General features: G+C 59.3%; 14 protein-coding genes and 1 pseudogene. 11 read left to right on the top strand and 4 right to left on the bottom strand.

Annotated elements, in window-relative coordinates:
• Window positions 1-23 precede the first annotated feature (23 nt).
• The 4 genes from AC07O1_RS24290 to greB all read left to right on the top strand — a co-directional run bounded on the left by AC07O1_RS24290 (window position 24) and on the right by greB (window position 3,966).
• Window positions 24-1,214 carry a pyridoxal phosphate-dependent aminotransferase gene (locus AC07O1_RS24290; RefSeq protein WP_495090408.1) on the top strand — a complete coding sequence of 397 codons (1,191 nt, stop codon included), beginning with the start codon at window positions 24-26 and terminating at the stop codon, window positions 1,212-1,214.
• The gene (locus AC07O1_RS24285; RefSeq protein WP_495090407.1) at window positions 1,207-2,622 is read left to right on the top strand and encodes an aldehyde dehydrogenase family protein; all 1,416 of its coding nucleotides are present in this window, start codon (window positions 1,207-1,209) and stop codon (window positions 2,620-2,622) included. The genes AC07O1_RS24290 and AC07O1_RS24285 overlap by 8 nt, the downstream gene beginning before the upstream one ends.
• A 61-nt stretch (window positions 2,623-2,683) precedes the next feature.
• Entirely contained in the window at window positions 2,684-3,394 is a 711-nt protein-coding gene (locus tag AC07O1_RS24280; RefSeq protein WP_495090406.1) for an NAD(P)H-dependent oxidoreductase, read from the top strand.
• 98 nt (window positions 3,395-3,492) lie between these two features.
• Window positions 3,493-3,966: a transcription elongation factor GreB gene (gene greB, locus AC07O1_RS24275; protein ID WP_494994034.1), complete on the top strand. Its 474-nt coding sequence runs from the start codon at window positions 3,493-3,495 to the stop codon at window positions 3,964-3,966.
• Window positions 3,967-4,008: 42 nt separating this feature from the next.
• On the opposite strand, the gene AC07O1_RS24270 is transcribed toward greB, so the two are convergent.
• Both AC07O1_RS24270 and AC07O1_RS24265 read right to left on the bottom strand, forming a co-directional pair.
• Window positions 4,009-6,513 (bottom strand): ABC transporter permease, encoded by a 2,505-nt coding sequence (locus AC07O1_RS24270; protein ID WP_495090405.1) that lies wholly within the window; start codon window positions 6,511-6,513, stop codon window positions 4,009-4,011.
• On the bottom strand, window positions 6,513-7,196 hold the full coding sequence (locus AC07O1_RS24265) for an ABC transporter ATP-binding protein (RefSeq protein ID WP_495090404.1): 684 nt from the start codon (window positions 7,194-7,196) through the stop codon (window positions 6,513-6,515). Before AC07O1_RS24265 ends, AC07O1_RS24270 begins: the two co-directional genes overlap by 1 nt.
• A gap of 10 nt (window positions 7,197-7,206) precedes the next feature.
• On the opposite strand from AC07O1_RS24265, the gene AC07O1_RS24260 reads away from it, so the two are divergent.
• The 3 genes from AC07O1_RS24260 (at window position 7,207) to AC07O1_RS24250 (ending at window position 9,276) form a co-directional block, all read left to right on the top strand.
• Complete coding sequence (locus AC07O1_RS24260; RefSeq protein ID WP_495090403.1) at window positions 7,207-7,812, top strand: arylesterase; 606 nt, start codon at window positions 7,207-7,209, stop codon at window positions 7,810-7,812.
• 55 nt (window positions 7,813-7,867) lie between these two features.
• The gene (locus tag AC07O1_RS24255; protein ID WP_494994030.1) at window positions 7,868-8,161 is read left to right on the top strand and encodes a hypothetical protein; all 294 of its coding nucleotides are present in this window, start codon (window positions 7,868-7,870) and stop codon (window positions 8,159-8,161) included.
• Window positions 8,162-8,307: 146 nt separating this feature from the next.
• The gene (locus tag AC07O1_RS24250) at window positions 8,308-9,276 is read left to right on the top strand and encodes a L,D-transpeptidase family protein (RefSeq protein WP_494994029.1); all 969 of its coding nucleotides are present in this window, start codon (window positions 8,308-8,310) and stop codon (window positions 9,274-9,276) included.
• 121 nt (window positions 9,277-9,397) lie between these two features.
• Here AC07O1_RS24250 and oprI read toward each other — a convergent pair whose 3' ends face one another.
• A complete protein-coding gene (gene oprI / locus AC07O1_RS24245) occupies window positions 9,398-9,649 on the bottom strand; it encodes an outer membrane lipoprotei OprI (RefSeq protein ID WP_002553018.1) in 252 nt (83 codons plus the stop codon).
• A gap of 650 nt (window positions 9,650-10,299) precedes the next feature.
• Between oprI and AC07O1_RS24240 the strand changes: the two genes are divergently transcribed.
• The 4 genes and pseudogenes from AC07O1_RS24240 (at window position 10,300) to AC07O1_RS24225 (ending at window position 14,419) form a co-directional block, all read left to right on the top strand.
• Window positions 10,300-10,581: a GNAT family N-acetyltransferase gene (locus AC07O1_RS24240; RefSeq protein WP_007931380.1), complete on the top strand. Its 282-nt coding sequence runs from the start codon at window positions 10,300-10,302 to the stop codon at window positions 10,579-10,581.
• 332 nt (window positions 10,582-10,913) lie between these two features.
• Window positions 10,914-12,320, top strand: a complete 1,407-nt coding sequence (locus tag AC07O1_RS24235; protein WP_495090402.1) for an aminotransferase-like domain-containing protein — start codon at window positions 10,914-10,916, stop codon at window positions 12,318-12,320.
• Between the two features lie 89 nt (window positions 12,321-12,409).
• A pseudogene (locus AC07O1_RS24230) lies at window positions 12,410-13,558 on the top strand (HAMP domain-containing protein); the annotation flags it as partial.
• Window positions 13,538-14,419 carry a methyl-accepting chemotaxis protein gene (locus tag AC07O1_RS24225; RefSeq protein ID WP_494994082.1) on the top strand — a complete coding sequence of 294 codons (882 nt, stop codon included), beginning with the start codon at window positions 13,538-13,540 and terminating at the stop codon, window positions 14,417-14,419. The pseudogene AC07O1_RS24230 and the gene AC07O1_RS24225, both read left to right, overlap by 21 nt.
• A 151-nt stretch (window positions 14,420-14,570) precedes the next feature.
• On the opposite strand, the gene AC07O1_RS24220 is transcribed toward AC07O1_RS24225, so the two are convergent.
• The gene (locus AC07O1_RS24220; protein ID WP_495090401.1) at window positions 14,571-15,341 is read right to left on the bottom strand and encodes a hypothetical protein; all 771 of its coding nucleotides are present in this window, start codon (window positions 15,339-15,341) and stop codon (window positions 14,571-14,573) included.
• Window positions 15,342-15,378: the final 37 nt, after the last annotated feature.

The raw sequence follows: 15,378 nt of genomic DNA, 5'->3' as shown, positions 1-15,378 counted from the left end.
ACATACACAGGGAATACATCACCATGCGCTTTTCCGATCTGACCCAACGTATCGCCGGTGACGGCGCGGCTGCCTGGGAAATTCATTACCGTGCCCTGGCGCTTCAGGAACAGGGCAAAGACATTTTGCTGCTATCGGTGGGCGACCCGGATTTCGATACGCCGGTGCCGATCGTACAAGCGGCCATCGACAGCCTGCTGGCGGGCAATACCCATTACGCCGAGGTGCGCGGCAAGCGTGCCTTGCGAGAAAGCATTGCCAAACGCCATCGGCAACGCAGCGGCCAACAGGTCGATGCCGATCAGGTCGTTGTGCTGGCCGGTGCGCAGTGTGCGTTGTTCAGCGTCGCGCAATGCGTGCTCAATCCCGGCGATGAAGTGATCGTTGCCGAGCCGATGTACGTCACCTATGAAGCGGTCTTCGGTGCCTGCGGCGCGGTGGTGATTCCGGTGCCGGTGCGCTCCGAGAACGGCTTTCGCGTGTTGCCCGAAGACGTCGCCGCGCGCATTACACCGCGCACTCGGGCGTTGGCGCTCAACAGTCCGCACAATCCGTCTGGCGCCAGTTTGCCGCGCAAAACCTGGCAGGCGCTGGCCGAACTGTGCATCGCTCATGATCTGTGGCTGATTTCCGATGAGGTCTACAGCGAGTTGCTGTTCGAGGGTGAACATATCAGCCCGGCCAGTTTGCCGGGCATGGCCGAGCGTACCGCGACGCTCAACAGTCTGTCCAAGTCCCACGCCATGACCGGCTGGCGCGTCGGCTGGGTGGTCGCGCCGCAGTCACTCGCCGAGCATCTGGAAAACCTTGCGCTGTGCATGCTCTATGGCTCTCCGGATTTCATTCAGGACGCCGCGGTAGTCGCGCTGGAAACCCAACTGCCGGAGCTGGAAGCCATGCGCCTGGCTTATCGCCAGCGCCGGGATCTGGTCTGCGAATGCCTGGCGGACTGCCCCGGCGTTCGCGCATTGAAACCCGATGGCGGGATGTTTGTGATGGTCGATATCCGCGAAACCGGGCTCAGCGCTCAGGCCTTCGCCGACCGCCTGCTGGATCGGCACGGTGTCTCGGTACTGGCCGGTGAAGCGTTCGGGCCCAGCGCCGCCGGGCATATTCGCCTGGGGCTGGTGCTGGACGCCGGGCCATTGCGTGATGCTTGCAGGCGGATCGCTCGCTGTGCCAATGAATTGATGGAGATACTGGTTGATGCGTGAATACACGGCTCTTTTTATTGACGGCGCCTGGCAGACGCCTTCTGGTCAGGGCATGGCCGAGGTGATCAACCCGGCCACCGAACAGGTCGCAGGCGTGGTGCCATTGGGTGACGAGCGTGATGTCGAACGCGCCGTGGCTGCGGCACGGAAGGCCTTCGGTCCGTGGTCGCGGACCTCGTCCAGCGTGCGTGCAGCCTATATCCGCGGATTGGCCGATCAGCTGCGAGCGCGGGCAGACGAGATGGCGGATGTGGTTACCGCCGAACTGGGCATGCCGGTGCAGTGGTGCCGCTCGGTGCAAGTCGACGGGCCGATTGCCGGACTTGAGCAGTACATCGAAATCGCCGGGTTGATGGATGAGGTGCGCGAGGTCGGTAACTCATTGGTGATCCGCGAGCCGGTCGGCGTCTGCGCCTTCATCAATCCGTGGAATTACCCGCTGCATCAGTTGATCGGCAAACTCGCGCCGGCGCTGGCGGCCGGTTGCACGGTGGTGGTCAAACCGAGTCAGGAAACCCCGCTGCATGCTTTCTTGCTGGCCGAAATGATCGAAGCCATTGGCCTGCCGGCCGGGGTGTTCAATCTGGTTAGCGGGCCGGGTTCGAAGGTTGGTGAAGCGTTGGCCAAACACCCGGACGTGGACATGGTGTCGTTCACCGGCTCCACCGGCGCTGGCGTTCGTGTGACGCAGGCGGCAGCGCCTTCGGTCAAACGGGTCTGTCTGGAACTGGGCGGCAAGTCGCCGTTGCTGATCGGCGAAGATGCCGATCTGGCAGCAGCCGTGCGTTATGGTGTGCAGGACGTGATGATCAACTCCGGGCAGACCTGCACCGCGTTGACCCGTATGTTGCTGCCCGCCAGCCGCTACGTCGAGGCGTTGGAACTGGCCCTTGCCGAGACACTAAGCCTGCGTATGGGCGATCCGCTTGACCCGCAGAGTTTCCTGGGGCCGATGTGCTCGGCGGCGCAACGACGCACCGTGCGTGACTACATTCGAATCGGTCAGCAAGAGGGCGCGCGCCTGCTGTGTGGCGGCGAAACGGCTGACGGGTTCGAGCGCGGTTTTTACGTCAAGCCAACGCTGTTTGCTGATGTCGACAACCGGATGCGCATCGCTCAGGAAGAAATCTTCGGCCCGGTGCTGTGCCTGATTCCCTATACGGACGAAGCACACGCGATACAAATGGCCAACGACTCGCCGTTCGGTCTGTCCAGCGGTGTATGGGCAGGCAGCACTGAACGCGCACTCGGGTTGGGCCGGCAAATGCGTGCCGGGCAGTGCTTTATCAACGGCGGGGCGTTCAACTATCAGGCACCGTTTGGTGGCTACAAACAGTCGGGCAACGGCCGCGAGTGGGGTGAAGAAGGGCTGGCCGAGTTTGTTGAAGTGAAGGCGATGCAAGTGTGATTTCGCCATGACCGTTGCCCAGCCTTCGCCTTCCAGGTTTGAAAACGTCCAAGGAACTCCTATGAATGTATTGATCGTCCACGCCCATCCGGAGCCCAACTCCTTTACTGCCGCCTTGCGCGAACAGGCGGTAGAAACCCTGAAAGCCCAGGGGCATCAGGTGCAGGTCAGTGATTTGTATGCCATGAACTGGAACCCGGTGGCCAGCGCCGATGACTTCTCCTCGCGGGAGAATCCGGACTATCTGGTCTATGCGCTGGAGCAGCGTCTGGGGGTCAAAAGCCAGTCGCTGGCAGCGGATATCCAGCAGGAACTGGACAAGCTGCTGTGGGCCGATCTGCTGATTCTGAACTTCCCGATTTTCTGGTTCTCGGCGCCAGCGATGCTTAAAGGCTGGATCGACCGGGTATTGGTTTCCGGCGTCTGCTATGGCGGCAAACGCTTCTACGATCGGGGCGGGCTCAGCGGCAAGAAGGCACTGGTGACGGTGACGCTGGGCGGCCGTGAGCACATGTTCGGCGACGGTGCGATTCATGGCCCGCTGCAAGACATGTTGCGACCGATCCTGCGTGGCACGCTGGCCTACGTCGGGTTCGATGTGCTGGAGCCGTTCGTGGCCTGGCATGTGCCGTACATCAGCGACGACGCGCGCAAGGAGTTCCTGCATAGCTATCAGCAGCGCCTGGAAAACATCGCCCAGGACCAACCTATCGAGTTCCCGCGCTTGTCGCAGTTCGATGAGGCGCTTTATCCGTTGGTCGAGAAAGCTTGAGCGGGTAATCAGGACGAAGAAATTGCTGCGAGCCCCGGGTTTTCAGCGAACTTCTGAGTGGTAAGCTGGCATCCGCGCCAGGAAAAGCGAGCAACCCATTGAGCACGAAAATCATCACGAAGGAAGGACATGAGGCCCTTAAAAAGGAGCTGGATTACCTTTGGCGAGAGAAGCGTCCCGACACCACCCGGAAAGTCACGTGGGCGGCTTCCTTGGGCGATAGAAGCGAGAACGCAGACTACCAATACAACAAGAAGCTGCTGAGGGAGATAGACCGCCGCGTCCGTTACATCCGCAAGCGCCTGGAAGATATGCGGGTGGTGGAGTATTCACCTGAACAGGAGGGGCGCGTTTTCTTCGGCGCCTGGGTTGAGATTGAAAATGAAAAGGGTGAAACCAAGCGTTTTCGAATAGTCGGCTACGACGAGATTTACGAACGCATGGATTACATCTCCATCGATTCGCCCATGGCCCGTGCGTTGCTGAAGAAGGAAGTCGGAGACGACGTTGTCGTTCCTACACCCCATGGAGACATGGAGTGGTGGGTGAACAAAATCGAATATGTGAAATAGGTTGTCGCACGGGCCGCAGCTCAGGAGCGCGGCCCGAGCCAGTCAACCCTCGCGCAGGACCGTCAGGGGGCTGGCGTTCAAGGCCCGTCGGGTACCGAACACCCCGGCACCACCCACCAGTAGCGCGCCGATTACCGGCAACAGCAGCAGCCACGGATGCGGGTGCCAGGCCAGATCGAAAGTGTAGCGGTACAGCACCAGGCTCACCAACTCCGACCCCAATGCTGCCAGCATGCCGCTGACCGCGCCCAGCAGACCGAACTCGATACGCCGCGCCTTGACCAGCAGTTGTCGCTCCGCGCCGAGGGCCCGCAGCAGGGCGCCTTGACGAATGCGTTCATCGAGGGTCGCCTGCAAACCGGAAAACAGCACCGCCATCCCCGCGGCGAGAACAAACAACAGCACATACTCCACCGCCAGCGTGACCTGGGCGAGGATGCTGCGCAGCTGCGCGAGCAAGGCTTCGACCTGAAGAATGGTCACCGCCGGGAAGGCGCGCGCGAGATCGATGATCTGTTGGTCGTGACCGGCGGACAGATAGAAGCTGGTCAGGTAGGTCGCCGGCAGATCCTTCAAGGTCCCAGGCTGGAAGATCATGAAGAAGTTCGGCTGAAAGTTATCCCAGTTGATCGTACGCAGGCTGGTGACCTGAGCTTCGCGATTGACCCCGCCCACAGTGAAGATCAGATGGTCGCCTAGTTTGAGCTTCAGGCTTTCAGCCACTTTGGCTTCGACCGAAACACCCGGTATGTCACCGGAAGGCTGTTCAGACCACCACGAGCCCTGCGTAAGGACGTTGCCTGGTGGCAAATTGGCAGCCCAGGTCAGGCTCAGATCGCGCTGGATGGCCCGATCACCTTCGGAATCCTTGCTGGCGATTGCCCGCACCGGTTCGCCATTGATGCTGATCAGCCTTCCCGGAACCACCGGATACAGCGGTGCCGATTGTGCGGATAACTCAATCAAACGGCTGGTGAAGGCCTCTTTATCGGCGGGCAGGATATTCAGCGCGAAATAGTTGGGGGCGTCTTTGGGCAGCTGGTTTTGCCAGGTGTCCAGCAACTCACCGCGCAGCAGTGCAATCAGCGCCATCGACAGCAGAATCAAGCCGAACGCCAGCGATTGACCCGCAGCAGCCAGCGGATGGCGTAGCAACTGGCCTAATCCCAGACGCCACGGCAGGGAGGCACGCACCAGCAATCGGCGCAGGCTTTGCAGCACTAGCAACAACAGGCCGCCGAGCACCAGTGCGGCAATTACCCCGCCGCCGAGCAGGGCGAAGGTCAGCACCAGGTCCAGGCTCAAGCGCCACATGATCAGCGCAAGGGCCGCCAATGCCGTGCCATAGACCATCCAGGTGCTTGAGGGGATGGGCAGCATGTCCCGGCGCAACACTCGCAGCGGTGGAACACGCCCCAGGGCGGCCAATGGCGGCAGAGCGAACCCGGCCAAGGCCACCAGCCCGGTGCCGATCCCGGCGATCGCCGGCAGCAGGCCACCGGGCGGTACATCGGTCGGTAGCAGGTCATGCAACAGATAGAACAAGCCCAGCTGTGCGAGCCAGCCGAGCAGGGCACCACTGAGGCTGGCCAGCAGGCCGAGTACGGCCAACTGCACGCTGAACAACTGCATGGTTTCCCGGCGAGACAAACCCAGGCAGCGCAGCAATGCGCTGGCGTCGAAGCGTCGGGTGGCGAAGCGGGTAGCGCTAAGTGCGACCGCCACGCCGGAAAGTAACACCGCCACCAGGCTGGCCATGTTCAAGTAACGTTCGGCCTTGCCCAGGGCGCCGCCGATCTGCCGGTTGCCATCGCGCGCGTCCTGCAATCGCTGGTTGGCGGCCAGGCCGGGTTTGATCAACTGTCGATAGCTTTCCAGGGCGGGCGCTGTGCCGCGCCAGAGTTCACGGTAGCTGACCCGGCTACCGGGTTGCACCACGCCAGTGGCCTCAAGGTCTGCCAGATTGATCAGTACCCTGGGCGTCAGGCTGTAGAAGTTGCCGGCGCGATCCGGCTCGTAGGTCAGCACCCGGGTCAGGCGCAGGTTTTTCATGCCGACATCGATGCTGTCGCCGATCTTCAGATTCAGCGCCGGCAACAGGCGGGCCTCGACCCAGGCTTCACCGGGTTTCGGGCTGCCCCCGGGTTCTTCCGGGGCGTAAGGGGCGACGGCGCTTTTAAGCTCGCCGCGCAACGGATAGGTGTTGTCGACGGCTTTGATACTGGAAAGCTGAATGCCGTTATCCGTGGCGATGACGCTGGAAAATTCAACCACCCGGGCATGTTCGAGGCCCAGCTCGATGCCGCTTTGAATCTGTTCGGGGCGCGCTGGCGAGCTCCCCTCGAGCAGCAAGTCGGCCCCCAGAAACTCGGTCGCGCGCAACAGCATGGCGCCATTCAGACGAGCGCCGAAATAGCCGATGGCGGTACTCGCCGCCACGGCGACCAGAATGGCGAAGAACAGCACCCGCAGCTCACCTGCACGGGCATCGCGCAGCAATTGGCGGATGGCAAGGCTGAACAGGCGCAATAGCGGCAAGTGTGCCATCAAGGCTCCAGTGGGGCGACCAGCAGGCCGGCTTCAAGGCGGATCAGGCGCCGGCAGCGATGTGCCAGGCGTTCATCGTGAGTCACCAGTACGAGGGTCGTGCCACTTTCTTTATTGAGTTCAAAGAGCAGGTCACTGATGCGCTCGCCGGTGTGGCTGTCGAGGTTGCCGGTAGGTTCATCGGCGAACAGTACAGTGGGCTGCGCAGCAAACGCGCGGGCAATCGCGACCCGTTGCTGTTCGCCGCCGGAGAGCTGGCGTGGTGAGTGACTGAGTCGCTGACCCAGGCCAACCCGCTCAAGCAGTTCTCTGGCGCGCTCGCGGGCGTCCTTGCGGCCGTCCAGCTCCAGCGGCAGCATGACGTTTTCCAGAGCGTTGAGGCTGTCGAGCAACTGGAATGATTGAAAGACGAAACCGACATGCTCGGCCCTGATCCGTGCGCGTTGATCTTCGTCGAGGGTGCTCAGGGCTTGACCGGCGAGCACGACTTCACCGCTGCTGGGCAGGTCGAGACCGGCCAGCAGGCCGAGCAGGGTAGATTTACCGGAACCGGAGGCACCGACAATCGCCAGGCTATCGCCCGTGTTCAGTTCCAGGCTGAGTTCGTGCAGGATGGTCAGTTCACCTTCCGAGCTGGGAACCACTTTGCTAAGGTTGCGCGCTGTGAGAATGCTTGCGCCCATGGAGAGTCCGATGCGTGTGTGGTTTTTAAGTGCTGGCCTGGCCTTGATGTGCATGGCCCAGAGCGCAGCGGCGGGTACTGTCCTGATCGTTGGCGATAGTATCAGCGCGGCTTTCGGCCTGGATACCCGCCAGGGGTGGGTGTCCCTGCTCGAGCAACGGCTCAAGAGCGAAGGCTTCACCGATAAGGTAGTCAATGCATCCATCAGTGGCGATACCAGTGCCGGCGGCCAGGCGCGCCTGCCAGCGCTGCTTGCAGAGCATAAGCCTGAGTTGGTAATCCTTGAATTGGGCGGCAATGACGGCCTGCGCGGTCAGCCTCCCGCTCAATTGCAACAAAATCTTGCATCGATGATCGACAGCTCCCGTGCCAGCGGTGCCAAGGTGCTCTTGCTGGGCATGCAGTTGCCACCCAACTACGGTGTGCGTTACACCAAGGCCTTTGCCGAGGTTTACAGCAACCTTGCCGAGGAGAAAAAAATCCCGCTGGTACCGTTTTTTCTCGAAGGGGTGGGCGGGATTCCCGAGCTGATGCAGGCGGATGGCATACATCCCGCGGCAGTGGCCCAGGGCAAGTTGCTGGAAAATGTCTGGCCGACGCTAAAACCGCTGCTTTGACACTTTTCTACTGGCAGTCTTTCGGCTAATGTGGCGCCCCGATTTGGAGCCCCCGATGCCGCGTCCCGCCTGGTCCCTGTTTGCCTATCAACTGATCGAGCCTGATGAACAGCTGGATCTGTTCGCCTGCCAGGAAGTCCGGGTGCATCTGGTGACGCGTCAATTGGAGTTGGGCGGCTCGGCCGACCGTACGCTGTGCGGCACCTTGTTGCCGGCTCAGCCGCGCTGGTCGAGCGTCGACCGGACGATCTTCCAGGACCAGCGCCTGTGTTCGCTATGTCGGGCAATCCTCGAATCACAGAAACGCGGTACGTCGCCGATCTGGCCGGAGTTGCGCTTCGAGCTGTAAGAGGCGAAAAGATCGGCGGCCCGAACCTTGCGGTAGCTCCTGCACCAATTGTGTGCAAACTGGAGCTCGTCGCCCCGCCTCCCGAAGGTGGGGGCGGCGGTGTACAATCCCTCCCTTACCCGTTGATCATGCGAAGGATTTTCCGGATGTTGCCGCGTTTTCCTGCCGTCACCCGTTACCTGTCTCTTGCCGCCCTGTGTGTGGCGGGGCCCGTTGCAGCATTGGAGCTGCCTTTACCACCGCCGGGCGAAGATGTCGTCGGTCAGGTGCAAGTGGTCAAGGCCAAGTATGAAGATACCTTTGCCGATCTGGGCACGACCTACGACCTGGGCTATCTGGAAATGGTTGCGGCCAACCCGGGTGTCGATCCATGGTTGCCGGGTGCGGGCACTGAGGTCGTGCTGCCCACGCGCTTCATTTTGCCGCCGGGCCCGCGTGAAGGCATCGTGATCAACCTGGCTGAATATCGCATGTACTACTACCCCAAAGGCCGGAATGTGGTTTACACCTTCCCGCTGGGTATCGGTCGTGAAGGCTGGGGCTCGCCGATCGCCCACACCAGTATTATCGCGAAGACCCCGAATCCGACCTGGACTCCTCCCGCTTCGATCAAGGCCGAGCACGCTGCTGATGGCGACCCGTTGCCGAATGTGGTGCCAGCAGGCCCGGATAACCCGCTGGGGCCGTTCAAGTTCACTCTGGGGACTCCGGGTTACCTGATCCACGGTTCGAACAAGAAATTCGGCATTGGCATGCGTACCAGCCATGGCTGCTTCCGGATGTACAACAACAACGTCCTGGAAATGGCCGGCATGGTGCCGGTGGGTACGTCGGTACGCATACTCAACGATCCGTACAAGTTCGGTATCAGTGGCGGCAAGGTCTATCTTGAAGCGCATACGCCACTGGATGACAAAGGCAATCCGTCAGTAGTCGACAAGCACACCGCGGTGATCAACGCCTTGCTCAAGCGTCAGGACCTGGCCAATAACCTGCGCATGAACTGGGATGTGGTGCGCGACGTGGTAGCCGCTGAAGATGGCATGCCGGTAGAAATCGCAGTACCGAACAATGCGCCGCTGGTGTCCAGTATACCGATCGATCTGCAACAGTAATCGCTCTAAAAAACCGCCGAGGCTTCACAGCTTCGGCGGTTTTTTATTGCCGTCAGAAAATCCGGGCAATAAAAAAGCCGATCCAAGAATGGATCGGCTTGATAACAATCCCGAGGGATTATTACTTGCGGCTAGCTTTGTCCAGCATGCGCAGAGCACGCTCGTTAGCTTCGTCAGCAGTCTGTTGTGCTTTTTGAGCAGCAGCCAGAGCTTCATCAGCTTTACGATACGCTTCGTCTGCACGAGCTTGGGAGCGAGCAGCTGCGTCTTCAGTAGCGGTCAGACGTGCTTCGGTTTCTTTGGATACGCTGCTGCAACCGGTAGCCAGAACTGCGGCCAGAGCCAGAGCAGAGAATTTCAGAACGTTGTTCATCGGGTTCCCCTTCAAGGACTTTCTATTAAATAGCCATCTCATCAGAGTGAGGAAATAGCCGGCGTACATACTACCCATTACTTGTAGTAAGTAAACTGACGTAGCGCAAGAAGCAAAAAATATTCTAGGCCTTGAATATTTTTCGAGCAACTATTCATCAGTCTGTAGAAAAAGTATGCAGCTGTGAGGCCCGTGCTGGGCGAGCTGCTTCATAGTGGATCATGAGTGCTCGCTACCGCCTGGGGCTGTTTCGGAGTGTGGGTGAAAGTCGGTCTATATTGATCGGTCTACACTTGTGTTCAGAAATTGCGGAGCGGCTCACGTATCTTTGTCCATGTTGAGGTGACTTTAAGACAGGGCGCTCGTCATAAAGTCTCAATATCCGGCAATGCACAGGCTATCGACCAGGGGGTGTTCGGTCGGGCCACCTCTACGTGATACAGAGCTGCGCCAGCGGGAGCTACACGATGACGAGCGCGCCTTGAGCATTTACGATAATGGCGCCTACTATTTGAAACGTGCTCGGCTGTGCGGGATCGGTAAGCTCTTCTCGGTGTCCAGACAGGCACGGGGTGGCGTAGTAGATGTTTCTTCGCCGGAAAAACATCGGTAAGGTAGTGGTCAGAATCCAAGACCCGCGAGGAGTAGTGATGAGCGAGGCGTTGTCCATCCACCATGACCAGGCTGGTCATCAGTTCGAGACCAATGTGGACGGTCATCGTGCCTACCTGACCTATATGGACCTGGGTAAGCAAACCCTGGACATCTATCGGACGTTCGTGCCCAACGCACTGCGTGGCCGCGGTATAGCTGCCGCGCTGACCGAGCAGGCGCTCGAGTACGCTGACCGCATGGGCTACACGGTCATTCCGTCGTGCTCCTATGTGGAGCGCTACATGGAGCGTCACCAACGGCACGCCGCGAAACTCTGATCAGGTACAGCGATAAAACCCGGTTATTGCCCTGCAATGCTGCTTGATCAAGCGGTGCAGCTTGCGATCCACTGGATGCCGGGTCTTTGACCTCTTAAGCGCCCCGGACCTTACTGGTCCGGGGCGTTTTGCTGTGGAAAACCTTCTGCGCTGGCGCGTGACTATCCCATCTGTCTGGATGTCGGTGACGATGCGCTGGCCATGTCAGCCGAGGGGCGGGTGTTGTGTTTCAAATGGTTAGGGCGGGCGATTTCAAGGCCTTATCGTCCCTTGCCAGCAGCGTGCCTGTGCTTAACTGTTTTCAGAAAAAAACAGTCAGGGATCGTCTATTCATGGATTTGAAAATTGATCGGCAGGCGCTCGTGCCGGTTGTGCAGCAAATCGTCAACGCATTGGCTGCGTGGATCTATCAGGGCAACGTGCAATCCGGTACGCGTCTGCCTCCTGTCAGGCAATTGGCCCGGGACAATCTGCTCAGCCAGTCCAGCGTCATCGAAGCCTATGAGCGGATGGTTGCTCAGGGGTTGCTGGTATCACGGCAGGGTTCCGGGTTCTTCGTCGCCGAACAGGTGTCTGTGCTCCAGCCCCGGAATAAAGCTCAGTGGTATGAAAATGTCGAGGCGGGGTGGAGTCGCTTCACCGGCAGCCCTTCGGGTGAGTTGAGGTTGGGGTGCGGGTGGTTGCCTGAAAGCTGGCGAGAAAGCGATGACCTCAGTTACGCGATTCGCCAGCTCATTCGCACCGACATGAGCGCGTTATTCAACTACAGCACACCGTTGGGTTTGCCTCTCTTGCGCCAGCAACTGCAAAAGCATCTGAAGCGGATCAACATCTGTGTGGATGAGGAGCAAATCCTGACCACCCATGGCGCCAGTCATGCCCTCGATCTGGTGGTGCGCACGCTGCTCAAACCGGGCGATTGTGTGGTGATCGAACCCCCGGGCCTCTCCAATCTCCATCGTTTGCTGAGGCTTCATGGGATTACGCTGCTTGAGGTTCCCAGAGTGCGTAGCGGGCCGGACCTCGATGAGCTCGACAGCGTGCTGGAGAAACATAAACCTCGCGCATTGTTCATCAATAGTCTGTACCACAACCCGACCGGCAGCAGCCTGACTCCATTGGTGGCGCAGCGATTGCTGCAATTGGCGACCCACCATGACTTCTTCATTGTCGAAGACGACGTCTATGCCGATTTCCAGAATGGCGCTTGCACGCGCCTGGCGGCCCTGGATGCCAATGAGCGGGTCATTTACATCGCCAGTTTCTCGAAAACCCTCAGCAGCTCGCTACGGCTCGGCTATATCAGCGCCAGCGTTACCATCATCGCCAGGCTGGCCGAGGTAAAGATGATTACCAGCCTCGGAGCTTCGCGATTTTGTGAGGCGGTGGTGGCCAGCCTGTTGGCCACCGGTGCCTATCGCAAGATGGCGCAACGCCTGCGTCAGCGTTTGAACAAAGACAGGCTTGTCACTCTGCAAGCGCTGGAGGATGCCGAATGGGAAGTGTTCGGCAGACCTGCCAGTGGCATGTTCATTTGGGCTCGGCCCGTGTTGTCCGACTATGCTCGGGTGCGCGAACAGGCTGGCAAACTTGGTGTAGTGCTTTGTCCTGGCGGTGGGTTCAATCCAGACGGTGCTCCAGGAAAATGGCTGCGTATCAATGTGGCCTACGCCAACGACCCGCGGGCCTTGGCATTTTTCCGCGCCACGACTCTGTCGGATCGACCTCTACCATCCTGAAAACGACCTTGGCGTAGCTTTTTGCCATTATTCAGACGCCGGAGACTTGTGCTCAAGGGCAGCCCATTGCGAATCTGCACAAACAGAAAATGGCCTTTATGCCATTCGGTGTTGGAAGGGGACTACGCGCAATGATTACGGCCGCTCAAGGACGTTTTGCCAACCTTGGTATGGCGAAAAAACTGGGTATCGGGTTTTTTCTGGTATTGCTTCTGACGGCTTTGGTGGCAGCCATAGGCGTGTGGTCCCTACAGGTGATCAGTCATCGCTTCGATGGTCTCAAACAAATGTCATCGCTCAACAGTGGCCTGCTTAAAGTGCGCTTGCTGGAGCAGAACTATGCGCTGCATGGCGACTCGAAAACCGCCGATGCCTTGCATGAGGGCGTTGACGGTCTGATCGCGCTGGCGACGCAACTCAAGGCGCAGTCGGCGGCCAACGTCCCGGTGATGAACGATGTCGAACAGGCGCTTGGGGCTTATCGCAAAGCCTTCGATGAGTTCGTCGAGCTGACCCAGGCCAAGGATCTCGCGCTGGAAATGGCCAGTTGGTCGGTTTCCAGTGTCGCCAATAACCTCGATGTACTTCAGGCCGGTCTTGCCGATGATGGTGCCTACACACTGAAGCAATCCCAAGGCAAGGAGGGTGCAGAGTTTATCGCGCAAGCCAATCAGGTCAGTCAGGTATCCAGACTGATGCTGCAGGCGATGAACGAAGCTCGCATGCGTCTGGATCAGAGCCGCAAGGGCGAAGATGAGAGTGGGGAGCAAGGCAAGATCGAGCAGGCTGATCAGGCGTTGACCCAGGCCGAGCAGCTCAAGGCAACGGTCAAGGATGCGGGGTATCAGACAGTCCTCAACGAAGTGGCCGGGCATATTGCCAGCTTCAGCGAAAAGCTTACCGAATACACCGGTTTGCTGGTGCAGGAGAAAAAGGTCTACCAGCAACTGCATGAGCGTGCCGCGCAAGTGGTCGAGCGGGTCGATCAGGCCTATGCAGCCGAAGATCAGTCGATGCAGGTGGAGCTTAAAAAGAACTCGGTGCTGATCATCGGTTCCTCGGCATTGGCGCTGCTGGTCGGGTTGATTGCCGCGTGGGTGATTACCCGTCTGATCGTTGCGCCGCTGCGTAGCGTGATTCATGTCGCTCAACAAATAGCGGCGGGGGATCTCAGTGCGACGGTGGAGGTCACGCGTCGTGACGAAATTGGCCAGTTGATGCTCGCGATGCAGCAGATGGGTGCCGGGCTTAGCAATATCGTCAGTGGATTGCAAGCGGGTATCGAGCAGTTGGCGAGTTCGGCTCATTCGCTGTCGGCGGTGACCGAACAGACCAATCTCGAAGTCAGCAGCCAAAAAGAAGAGACCGAGCAGGTCGCTACGGCGATGAACCAGATGACTGCCACTGTGCATGACGTGGCGCGCAACGCCGAAGAAGCAGCCCAGGCTGCACAGAAGGCCGACGACAAAGTTGAAAGCGGTCAGCAGGTTGTCCGTCAGAGCATGCAGCGTATAGAGCAGCTCGCGGACTCCGCCACCTCGGCCAGTACCAGCATTGAAAGTCTCAGTGCGCAAATACAAAACATCGGTACGGTGCTTGGTGTCATCAAAAGCGTGGCCGAGCAAACCAACCTGTTGGCGCTCAACGCAGCTATCGAAGCGGCACGCGCGGGAGAACAGGGCAGAGGCTTTGCGGTGGTTGCCGACGAGGTGCGGGCTTTGGCCAAACGAACCCAGCAATCCACGGAGGAAATCGAACGACTGGTGAGCGCTTTGCGTTCAGCCGCGCATTCGTCGGTGCAGCAAATTCAGAGCAGTGGCGAGCTGGTCAAACTGGCCGTCAGCGATGCGTTGCAGACCGAAAGCGCTCTGGGCAGCATTGCTGTTGCGGTGTCATTGATTCAGCAGATGAACCAGCAAATCGCCGCTGCGGCCGAACAGCAAAGTTCGGTGGCCGAAGAGATCAACCGCAGTGTCACCAGCATCCGCGCCAGTGCCGATCAATCGTCTTTGGCAATGCAGGGTAACGCCGCCTCCAGCATCGAGCTGGCGCAGCTGGGGGCAGAGCTGAAGGGGATGGTTGGGCATTTCCGGTTGTAGTAGGAGCAGCCGGTCGACGCTCGATTGCTCGCGATGGACGTTAACGATAACGCGTGTTTGCTGGATAAACGCGTCGCCCTTGAGTCCATCGTCGGAACGCCGCCCGGACCAATCGAGCGTCGACCGGCTGCTTCTACAATGGAAGCATCTCTTAGTCGTAAATCGCTTTCTTCTTCCAGTCAGCGTCGGCTTCCACTGTCTTCAGGCCTTCGGTCAACTCGTTGACGTCACCTTCTACCGGCTCAATGTTGGTCAGTACCATCGAGTTGGCGCGCGCCAGGAGTTTTTCCAGGTACTTGAGCTGCTCGTTATAGACCACCGGTTCCGGCTGCTTGCGCAGGTACTGCACGCCGCGTTCGAACGCCAGGCGCGCCTGACCAGGTTGATCCTGTTGTAGGGCATGCTGCCCCAGGTTGTTGAAGAACTCGATATGCAGCAACACCAGGATATGACGAACTTCTCTGATCCAGTGCTTGGCCTCATTGGCTGGCAGGAAACCGTCCTGTGCTGCCCGAGTAACCTGGCCGTGCAGCGCCTCTAATAGAAAGCGCACATCCTTGGCTTTGGCTTCGGTCTGGATCGGTGCCGGCGGATTGTTGACCGGAATCGATTCGCCCTGGGCGACCATGGCGTTGAGTTCGGTTACCCGCGCCTTGGTAGATGCGTCGGATTTGTTCAGGTTCAACAGGCGCTGAGTGACATTGAGCTCCAGTCGGGTCAGCAGCAGCTTGAGTGCCGGTGTCATCAACTGGCCGGGGAAGGTCTCGGTGATTTCGCCGCAACGGCGCAGGCGGTCGTTGAGTTCGACCTTGGTGCGCGCCTTTTCCAGCTTATTGTTTTCCACCACATGGTTCATGTAGCCAATGGCGATCAGTATTACGATCCCGGCTACTACTAGCAGGGTGATCATGAGTGGTGTCACCGTTAAGACCTCTTTATAGGGTTTGCGTGCGAGTGTA

Source organism: Pseudomonas sp. GW821-FHT07G10, from assembly GCF_059418545.1.
Note: the sequence above shows the minus strand (reverse complement) of the source record. Positions and strands in the feature narration are given on the sequence as shown.

Coding starts and splice junctions, on each gene's coding strand:
- AC07O1_RS24280 (WP_495090406.1), top strand. CDS start 2,684: ATGAATGTATTGATCGTCCACGCCCATCCGGAGCCCAACTCCTTTACT.
- AC07O1_RS24265 (WP_495090404.1), bottom strand. CDS start 7,196: ATGGGCGCAAGCATTCTCACAGCGCGCAACCTTAGCAAAGTGGTTCCC.
- oprI (WP_002553018.1), bottom strand. CDS start 9,649: ATGAACAACGTTCTGAAATTCTCTGCTCTGGCTCTGGCCGCAGTTCTG.
- AC07O1_RS24235 (WP_495090402.1), top strand. CDS start 10,914: ATGGATTTGAAAATTGATCGGCAGGCGCTCGTGCCGGTTGTGCAGCAA.
- AC07O1_RS24255 (WP_494994030.1), top strand. CDS start 7,868: ATGCCGCGTCCCGCCTGGTCCCTGTTTGCCTATCAACTGATCGAGCCT.
- AC07O1_RS24285 (WP_495090407.1), top strand. CDS start 1,207: ATGCGTGAATACACGGCTCTTTTTATTGACGGCGCCTGGCAGACGCCT.
- AC07O1_RS24260 (WP_495090403.1), top strand. CDS start 7,207: ATGCGTGTGTGGTTTTTAAGTGCTGGCCTGGCCTTGATGTGCATGGCC.
- AC07O1_RS24290 (WP_495090408.1), top strand. CDS start 24: ATGCGCTTTTCCGATCTGACCCAACGTATCGCCGGTGACGGCGCGGCT.
- AC07O1_RS24240 (WP_007931380.1), top strand. CDS start 10,300: ATGAGCGAGGCGTTGTCCATCCACCATGACCAGGCTGGTCATCAGTTC.
- AC07O1_RS24250 (WP_494994029.1), top strand. CDS start 8,308: ATGTTGCCGCGTTTTCCTGCCGTCACCCGTTACCTGTCTCTTGCCGCC.
- AC07O1_RS24270 (WP_495090405.1), bottom strand. CDS start 6,513: ATGGCACACTTGCCGCTATTGCGCCTGTTCAGCCTTGCCATCCGCCAA.
- AC07O1_RS24225 (WP_494994082.1), top strand. CDS start 13,538: ATGCTCGCGATGCAGCAGATGGGTGCCGGGCTTAGCAATATCGTCAGT.